Annotated in this window: 9 protein-coding genes; 2 read left to right on the forward strand and 7 right to left on the reverse strand. The window is 37.4% G+C overall.

The window, feature by feature from the left end:
* The first annotated feature begins 86 nt into the window (after nt 1-86).
* Nucleotides 87-536 carry a MerR family transcriptional regulator gene (locus FD20_RS08600; RefSeq protein WP_057737722.1) on the forward strand — a complete coding sequence of 150 codons (450 nt, stop codon included), beginning with the start codon at nt 87-89 and terminating at the stop codon, nt 534-536.
* 395 nt (nt 537-931) lie between these two features.
* Here FD20_RS08600 and FD20_RS08605 read toward each other — a convergent pair whose 3' ends face one another.
* Both FD20_RS08605 and FD20_RS08610 read right to left on the reverse strand, forming a co-directional pair.
* On the reverse strand, nt 932-1,291 hold the full coding sequence (locus tag FD20_RS08605) for a hypothetical protein (RefSeq protein ID WP_057737724.1): 360 nt from the start codon (nt 1,289-1,291) through the stop codon (nt 932-934).
* A 28-nt stretch (nt 1,292-1,319) separates the two neighbouring features.
* A complete protein-coding gene (locus FD20_RS08610; protein ID WP_162255636.1) occupies nt 1,320-1,850 on the reverse strand; it encodes an MFS transporter in 531 nt (176 codons plus the stop codon).
* A 104-nt stretch (nt 1,851-1,954) separates the two neighbouring features.
* Here FD20_RS08610 and FD20_RS08615 point away from each other — a divergent pair, with 104 nt between their 5' ends.
* A complete protein-coding gene (locus FD20_RS08615) occupies nt 1,955-2,512 on the forward strand; it encodes a TetR/AcrR family transcriptional regulator (protein WP_057737727.1) in 558 nt (185 codons plus the stop codon).
* 141 nt (nt 2,513-2,653) lie between these two features.
* Here the strand turns inward: FD20_RS08615 and FD20_RS08620 are convergent, their stop codons facing one another.
* The 5 genes from FD20_RS08620 to FD20_RS08640 form a co-directional block, all read right to left on the reverse strand.
* Nucleotides 2,654-4,111: an amidase gene (locus tag FD20_RS08620; RefSeq protein ID WP_057737729.1), complete on the reverse strand. Its 1,458-nt coding sequence runs from the start codon at nt 4,109-4,111 to the stop codon at nt 2,654-2,656.
* A gap of 281 nt (nt 4,112-4,392) precedes the next feature.
* Nucleotides 4,393-4,887, reverse strand: a complete 495-nt coding sequence (locus FD20_RS08625) for a QueT transporter family protein (RefSeq protein ID WP_057737731.1) — start codon at nt 4,885-4,887, stop codon at nt 4,393-4,395.
* 30 nt (nt 4,888-4,917) lie between these two features.
* Nucleotides 4,918-5,622, reverse strand: coding sequence for a 7-cyano-7-deazaguanine synthase QueC (queC, locus tag FD20_RS08630; protein WP_057737732.1), 705 nt, complete (start codon nt 5,620-5,622; stop codon nt 4,918-4,920).
* A 10-nt stretch (nt 5,623-5,632) separates the two neighbouring features.
* Nucleotides 5,633-6,157, reverse strand: a complete 525-nt coding sequence (queF, locus tag FD20_RS08635; RefSeq protein WP_057737734.1) for a preQ(1) synthase — start codon at nt 6,155-6,157, stop codon at nt 5,633-5,635.
* 419 nt (nt 6,158-6,576) lie between these two features.
* Nucleotides 6,577-9,339 (reverse strand): cation-translocating P-type ATPase, encoded by a 2,763-nt coding sequence (locus FD20_RS08640; protein ID WP_057737736.1) that lies wholly within the window; start codon nt 9,337-9,339, stop codon nt 6,577-6,579.
* Nucleotides 9,340-9,483 lie beyond the last annotated feature (144 nt).

A 9,483-nucleotide genomic window follows, 5' to 3' on the forward strand; every position in this document is an offset into this window, starting at 1 on the left:
TTTTATAACACCTATGTAAAGTTAGTTTACAATATTATTATTATTATTTATAATGTTGTTAAACATATTTAGTAAAGGAGGCTATTATGAAAAATCAAATGCAGCCAGCAGATATAATCGATTTTCATGATTTTGTAAGAACAATATTAGAAGACAGCAAATTTTATTTAGGCATTCCCGAACTTTCTTCTATCACTGAAGTTCCCCAAAATAAATTACGCTACTGGAGCCAGAAGGGGTATATTCATGCTTGCGGGGAAAATAAAAAAAATCAATTTAGTTTTGATGCTGTTTTTCAAATATACACCATAAAATTTTTTCAGAACAAAGGATTTACTTTATCTGTTGCGGCCCAAAAAGCGACTTATTACTCGCAAACTTTTAAAGAAATCAAAAAGGGAATGCATTCACGTTTAAAGCAAATTAAAAAGACACCCGAAAAGACTATTATCGATCTAGGGCTTTTTGATCCAGACCCTAGCAAAAATCTAAACCTCTGTGTCGAAGGAAAAAAAGCATATTTTGAATTAAATTGATAAACATCCTTTATACCAATAAAATACGTTTGCTTAAGCCAAAACAGCGATTCCTCCAAAAAAGCGGAGTAAAATCGCTGTTATTTGCTCGTGTAAACAACATCTCACTGGTCGTTAACTAAAAGTATGCTTAAACATCCACTGATCATGAGTGCAATATTACAAAACCTAGTAGAACTTGTACTGCAACCATATGGTGTAGAAATTTTGGGGAATTTCTACAATTTATCTAATTATCTAAGATACAAAACATTGCCAATAACCTCATGATATTTGACTCCCCTTTTACATAAAACTGGAGCAGAAGTTGAATTTTGACTTAATTTCCTTATTAGTTCCGCGTAGCAACTTAAATACAATTTAAATCTAAGCAACAGTAGTAAAATAAACCATTTTTATGCTTTTCTCTTTTCTGACCACAATGCAATCGGTGAACAAATCAATACAAAAACTGCTGCAAAAATATATGTCTTGCTAAATGCCTGTGTTATTTTGTCATCTTTTTCATGCTTAATATGACGTAATGCCGTTTTTAATTCTTCACTCTGTGCAATAAGTGCTATAGACTGCGTTATTTTGCCTTGACCATCAGATATTTTAGACATTGCTTTTGCAACACGTTGATGGCCTTGCGTTATTATTTCAGTCTTGTTGCCAGCAACAGCAGGACTGCTTTGCGATAACTTATTCAGAACATCGTTTTTTTCAGTAACTTTTTTAGATGACTCACTAAGGCTCTGGCTTCCAGCATACAATTTCTCTAAATATTTATTTTCTGTTAGTTTAGGCAGCTGTTTTTTTTTGCTCAGCAGCTTGTGTAAGCTTGAGTTTTATTTCACGCATTTGCTTTTTGCTAGTAGTATTGCTTTCCTGTTTCTTTTGTTGGAAAGCCTTTCTGGTCTGTTTTCTCGCTGTACGCTTAACATCAGGGGCAAGTGTTCTGTGGCTAATTGTTTGAAGTGCATCTATTTTTATATTTTGTCTAGCAGTATCTATGTGTGCATTTAATAACGTTACAAGAATTGCAATCCCCAAACACATTCCTAGCTGTCTGCCAGTATTAACTATTCCCGATCCTAACCCGCTTTTATTTTTAGGTAGCGGATTAATAGATGACACAATTGATTGATTAGCGAATCCAAAACCAAATCCATGAAAGATTAGAAAAACAACCATAAGGATTTTGGGTGTATCTGGTTTAATCAATGCTAGCAATAATAAGCTGAGACCAATTATCAACATTCCTGCAAAATTTACAGTTGATGCACCTGTTTTAGCTGCCAGCTTAGTACCTAAGGGCATTGCAACTGCCACTAGACCGGTGCGATAACCAACGCAGCATTCAAGGCGGAATAGTTTAATACGTTCTGCAAGAAGTAATTCATTATCAGTGATGGACAGATAAAGGGGCTGGAAAAATGAATGGAAAACAAAGAATGGCCGAGCAGTCGCGCCTTTGGTTATGGGAAGCTCTCGTAAGATTATTACAACAGCAAAGTTATCAAGACATTACGATTTCAGCAATCGCCAACGAAGCTCAATTGGCCAGACGTACTTTTTACCGTTCTTTTAAAAGTAAAGATGATCTGGTTGACTATTATTGTCGCAGTGCTATCAACCGTTATCTGAAAAAATTGAAAGCAATTGACACAACGGATGCTTCTTTTGAAATTGTCTTAAAAACTTTTTTTGATTTTTGGTGGTCTGAAAAAGCAATCCTGCGTTTGTTAATAAAAAACAATTTATTCAATCGCTTATTGACCACTTGGACGCCACAATTGTCAAAAATTTATGCTAGGTTTCAGGTTCCTTGGCATATCCATGGCTCCTCCACTGAAATAAGTTATATTATGACTTTTTCAACCGGTGGTTTTTGGAATGTTCTAAATCACTGGCTGATTAAGGAACATCCTGAACGACCGGAAGAGGTCACACAAACCTTGCTGAAAGCCCTAAACAAGCTTTCACAAATTTAATGAATAAATCCAAATAAAGCCTGAAACAAAACTAACATTTTTGTTCCAAGCCTCTTGAATCTATTCTATTGATTATTTCAATACTAATGTTTTCACAATATTTATACATTTTTTTATACAAAACAACATATATTCATTAATTTAGTGTAGCATTTTAAACGTATTTTCTTCTTCAAACAATTGCCCTATCCGTAGTAATGTACTTTCATCACCCTTACGACCGATAAATTGAATACCCAATGGTAACCCGTTTTTTGACACAAAAGTCGGTAAACTGATTGCTGGCTGTCCTGTCATGTTTGCCTGCTGCGTAAATGGCGTCAATTTCAAACTTCTTTCAAAAAACTCAGCAATCAAATTCAAACGTTCAGTCCTCCCTAATTCAGTCACATGTTGCATCTTTTCAATACTTGCAGGTGTAATTAGTTCTTCATTGATTTTAGGTGCTGTATAAGCTGTCGTTGGTGTCAAATACACATCATAATTCTCATACAGGTGATCCATTATTGCACTGGCTTCATCCCATAAACTTAACGTTTTGCTATAATCTTTCGCACTTAGAAGCAACCCGGCTTGATAAATAACCCATGTCGTAAGTTCCATATCTGCAGCTGTTACCCGACGATTTATTTGCTGCTCAATTTTTTCAAACATGCTAGCAGTTTCTCCAGAATTAACAATATAGTAACTTCGCATCAATTCCGATCCATTTAATGGATTTTTAATCTCCTCGGTTTGAATTCCTTGACTATTCAAAAAATCGACTGCCTCTAAAACAGCTGTTTTTGCATCATTACTTACTTCTGATCCGACAGGCGACTCGATGCTGTACGCTACTCTTAGTTTTTGTTTAAAAGGTTGCTCAGCTTTCACTAAAAATCCTGGTTTGATTAGAGGAGTTTGAAAAGGTGCTGCCGGTTGAACAATTTGCAAAGCATCCAATAAGGCGGCTGTGTCACGTATCGACTTCGTCAATGCAAAGTTAATTGCTGCCCCCTGCCACCCACGCCAAGATGCAGGCCCAACTGGAACACGTCCTCGAGTAGGTTTCAAACCGATCAATCCTGAAAAAGAAGCAGGTATCCTTATTGACCCACCACCATCGTTTCCGGCAGCTATTGGTACAATTCCGGCAGCTACCGCACTTGCTGATCCACCTGACGATCCACCAGGTGAATATTGTAAGTTCCACGGATTGTGTGCTGCCCCGTACAAAACCGGATCAGTAATATTCTTAAAACCAAATTCTGGAACATTGGTTTGACCGATAACAATAAATCCGGCTTCTTTGAGACATTTAACGAAATTGTCTGTTTTTTGTGCGTAATTGTCTTTTAGAAGCCGTGACCCGTTGGTGTCTGGTTCTCCTGCAAGACTTTGCCCGAGTCCCTTCAATAATAATGGAACACCCGCAAATGGCTGCCCTCTGTCAACAAAATTTTGTGCTTCCTCTAATGCACGCTCATCCCGCCTTTTGATCACTGCATTGAGCTTACCGTTCAACTGATCAATCTTTTGATAACTTTCTTTAATGAGTTCTACCCGATCAACCTTACCGTTTCGAATTGCTTCAGACATATCTAATGCGTCCATACTCATTTAATCAGTCCCTTCACTTTTAACGGAAACGTTTTCTAAATACAGTTTTAATTTTAAACTGACAGCAAAGCATTATGCAAATTTTTAAAAATCAATGTAAAATAAAAGTCACTGGCAAAATTTAGATATCCTAATGAAATCCTAGCCATTTAATTTATTTTCTTTATCTTAAACAAAAACGAAACTAGAGCTTTTATTCACTCTGGTTTCGTTTTTGTGATATTTTGCTGTTTAATTATAACTAAAGAGAACACTACTCGTTATTGCATCTTTAACTATTATTAAACCAATCGTTTTATATCGATATTGGTATTAATGATAGCAAATAGTACATAACCAACAATTTGTGAAACAGCCTGTCCTGCTATCAAATAAACATACGTAATCAGAAATGGAGCCTTAGAAATATAGAATAGTTCAAGTGCAACAAAAACCATCCCAAAAGACACACATAGTCCGACGACCATAGCTCGAATAACCAAACTTTTTATTCTCCTATTTATTAGGATAGCAAGTGCCAGCCCGAGGCCTGTAACTCCCCAGCCAACCAAAACGTCTAATAGACCAAGTGGGCTCAATAAGAGATTAGCAATTGTCACACCTAAAACCATTCCCCAAAAATACTTTTTATCATACGCAATTAGTTGGTAAAGAGCGGTGGCAATTCTGACCTGAATAACCCCAAAAGAAAAACTAGCAAAAAGCATCGTTAATAAAACGTAAACAGCTGCCAAAACACCATTTATGGTTATTAATCTAATATTCTTATTTTTCATTTTTTGAATTCCTTTTCCACATTTTAAATATCAATTATTCCAGTTAGGACTTTTTTCATATTTAATTGGATCCCTTAGCCCATTTTGTTTAAAAGCATTAATTCTGTCTCGACAAGTTCCACATTTTCCACAAGCGTACTTGTGTCCCTCATAGCATGAACGCGTTAATTCAAAGGGGACTCCTAACTTATGACCAAGGCTCACAACTCCTGCTTTGGTCAGCTCTATCAACGGTGCCGCCATCGTTACTTTTCCCGCTGTTCCAGCAACAACTGCATCTCGCATTGCCTCAAAAAAAACAGGTGAGCAGTCTGGATAAGCATTCCCCGCAGCATCATCGGCGTGAGCTCCATATGCAACCTCATCCAGATGACTGCTATATGCAAGTGCAGCTGCTTGTGACAGCATTAATCCATTTCTGAAAGGAACATAAGTATCAACAACCTTCGCACCTTTTTCCTGCATAATCTCAGCATAACTTTTTTCTTCGATAGCTCCATTACCCTTAAGTAACGTAGAATCTGAACCGGTAAATATTTTATGATCAACAGCCGCTTCTACCAACTTGGCTCCAAAAAAACGTGCGACTTGACGTGCATTAACAATCTCTAAGTCATGTTTTTGACCATATGTGAAAGCTAGTGCGATAACATGCTCAATGCCATATTTTTTAATAGCAAGTGCCAAACAGGTGGCTGAATCCATTCCACCAGATAATAAAACTACTTGTCCCATCATAACCCTCCTATCGAATAGCCCGACCGTAACTTTGAACATTGCCTAAAAAATGCAGTTTTCGTTGAAACGCTAAATTGCTTAATTCTTCAGTTTCAAAAGCTGGGTTAACACGATTTACGAAAGGATAAATTGAGATCCCCCCACGAGGCGTAAAGAGACCCAAAACTTCAATATATTTTGGATTCATCAATTTATATAAATCATCGAGAATAATATTCATGCAGTCTTCATGAAAGTCTCCATGGTTTCTGAAACTAAAAAGATATAATTTCAAGCTCTTACTTTCAACCATTTTTTCTGTGGGGATATATGAGATAAAGACGTTAGCAAAGTCCGGCTGTCCTGTTTTAGGACACAGACTCGTAAACTCATAACCATCAAAGGTTACTAAGTAGTCATTTTGGGGATGTTTATTAACAAATGTTTCGAGGACTGACGGATCGTAATCATCGGAATAATGAGTTTCATTACTTCCCAACTCTGTTACGCCCGCAAGTTCATTTGAGGTACGTGAATGATGTGTTTTTTTCATGTGTAGATCTCCCTTTGTTTTTTTTTTGGAGGTTTTCAAGGATGTACCATACTCCAGCTTGTTGACTAAGTTCAACTTTATCAATGGTACACTAAAATTTGTAATTTTGAAAACTAAATTTCAATATACTACAAAAAATATGCGAATAGCTGTTAATCTTAAGTATCAATAGTAAATTAAGAGAATAATTTGGAGTTGCCCATGGGTCATGTAATTTCACGACCAACACGAAATTACAAACATGGCATGTGTTTGTTTCTTCGCTATGAGCAATAATTTGAAGTTAGGCGAAAACTTGACTTGTGGGAAGTTTATATGGACTCATTAAAGGGCTGGATCAAAAGTTAATTTTTGATCCAGCCCTGTTCACATCCTCACCTGAAAATTTTCACGTTAGCCCCGCACGCGGAAACCATAGTTCAGCTGTTTTTATTTTTTGCTGCCCTCAAACGAACAAAATACTTTCTAATTTCCTCAACTAAGATCAACGGTAGTGGAATAGCTGCTAAGAAAATCCATTCGGTCAACCCAATAGCTGTTGTATTAAACAACTCCTGCAAAACCGGAACATACATCAGTGATGACAATAAAGCAATTTCCACTACAATTCCTCGAATAATATGACGGTTACTAAATAAGCCTATTGTAAAAACAGAGGTCTTCTCTGTTCGGCAATTAATTGCAGCAGCTATCTGACAAAATACAATTGCCGCTAAAGTCATTGTAGTTGCCTGCACATAAACTTCACCATTTTCTGAAAGATTTGTAATAGTATATCCGTGCATATAATTTACAAACAAATATGCAAATGTTGAAATCAGTGCCGCAGCAGCTCCATACCAAGCAAAAGCTTTCCAAATAACTGAACGCGCAAGTAGATGACTATTCCGTGCACGTGGTGGTTGTTCCATCACACCAGGTTCACTTTTCTCAGCGCCTAATCCCAAAGCCGGCAGCATATCCGTCCCTAAATCAACAGTCAAAATTTGCATAACGGTCAATGGCAGTGGGATCATTCCGCGTGATAACAAAAATAAAACAGAAGGAATTGCTTCAGGAACATTTGAATTTAAGATATATAGTAAAAACTTTTGAATGTTGCTGTAAACTGTGCGCCCTTCTTCAACAGCTGCGACAATTGAAGCAAAGTTATCATCAGTCAATATCATATCAGCTGCATCCTTAGCAACATCGGTGCCTGTCACTCCCATTGCAATACCTATATCAGCTTGCTTCAGAGCAGGTGCATCATTAACACCGTCACCAGTTGAGGCCACAATTTCACCGTTAGCTTGGCATGCCTTAACAATTCGATATTTATGCTCAGGTGCAACACGTGCAAAAACAATTTCTTGTTTGACCGCATCGCGCAGAGCTTGATCATCCATTTTTTCAAGTTCATTGCCGGTTATCACACGTGCATCTTCGCTGATCATTCCGATTTTAAGTGCCACGCTCTTGGCTGTCAATGCACTGTCACCGGTTACCATAATGACACGGATCTTTGCATCATGACATTTTTTTATTGCCGCATAGATTTCCGGGCGGGGTGGATCGGCCATGACCGTTAAACCAACAAATACCAGTCTATTTTCAATATTGTTTTGATCGGCAATCTCCATTTCATTTTCATTCAGTTCACGGTATGCCAACGCTAATGAGCGAAGCCCCATTGAAGCATAATGCCTGTTCGCATCCTCTATTGATTTGCGATCATCATTATTTAAAGTACGAACTTCACCATTAATCCTAATTTTACCCGAACGTTGCATAATACTGCTCAAAGCACCCTTCACATATGCAATATTTTTCCCATTAACTGAATGGATTGTCGTCATTAACTTTCTACCTGAGTCAAAAGGCAATTCTTTGAGACGCGGTTGTTCCTTAACAAGCTGAGGAATTTCAAGTTCAGCTTTTTCAGCAACTATTATATGAGCCGCTTCTGTAGGTGTTCCGATAACTTTCGTTTTCTTTTCTGTAGTTTTTTCTATTTTTGAATCGTTATTCAATGCTGAAATTGTTAACAGCAACTTCAGATCTGGATATTTTTCAATATCTACCTTCTGCTGCTTAATTTGAACCTGACCGTTGTTACTGTAGCCCTCACCAGTAACTTCAAAATTATTATCTGGGAGCCACAAATGATTGACTGTCATCTGATTTTGCGTTAAAGTGCCCGTCTTATCTGAAGCAATAACACTTGTCTCTCCTAATGTCTCAACACTGCTCAATTCTTTAACAAGTGCATGCTTTTTCGACATTCGCTGTACACCTTGTGCTAATGACAATGTAACTGTCGGCAGCAATCCTTCTGGTATAAAAGCTACGATCATCCCCAAGGCAAAAACAAATGATTTAGTCCACGGATAATGAACAAAAAAAACGGCCGCGATAAGGAAAACTACTCCAATTATGATCGCAATAACCGAGATCTGTTTAGTCAAACGATTTAACTCTAATTGCAAAGGTGATTTTAACTTTCCCTGTTTTTGTGTCAAATTGGTTATCTTACCGAATTCCGTCTCCATCCCTGTATTAAATGCCACTGCTGTTGCTGTTCCTCTTGCTACAGTCGTCCCAGCGTAAATAATATTATTCTGACCAAATTTTCCTTCCGTTTTCGCATAGTTTTGATCCTTAGTTGCTGTCTCAGATTCTCCAGTTAAAGCCGATTCGTCAATCTCTAAGGATTCAGCCGATAAAACTCTTGCATCAGCAGGGATACTGTTCCCTGCCTGAATAACAAAAACATCCCCGGGAACAAGATCTTGTGCATTTATCCGCCGATTATTATTGTTTCTAATTACAGTTGTATAAGTTGGAAGCATTTTTTCCAAAGAATTAGTTGCTTTTTGTGCTGCATACTCCTGCCAAAAACTGAAAAGACCATTAATAATGTTTACTAACCAGATTGCAACGCCAAGTTCCGGCATTCCAGCTAAAAGTGCGATTGTTCCGCTAACCCACAGTAAAAGAGCCATTAAACTAACAAAATTTTTCACAAAAACCTGCAATTGTGATCTCTTCTTTGACTGCTGAATTTCGTTAGCTCCAAAATCTGCCAGACGTCTCCTGGCTTCCGTATCGTCTAAGCCTTGCATCGAAGACTCCAACAATTTAAATAACTCTTTTTTACTGCTGGAAGCAACATCATTTGTCCCTATCCTCTTCTTAATCATTTTTTCATCACTCTCGCTTGTAAAAAACTTATTATCTTCACCGCCATAATACTCTTTTTCTAGCTATTATCCTAATTTTTTTAAGCGCTTGAATTTACACTTTAAGTGCAACACTAATTAAATAAAGAATGGCCCATGGCCAAA

This window comes from Liquorilactobacillus uvarum DSM 19971, assembly GCF_001434935.1.
Lineage (GTDB): Bacteria > Bacillota > Bacilli > Lactobacillales > Lactobacillaceae > Liquorilactobacillus > Liquorilactobacillus uvarum.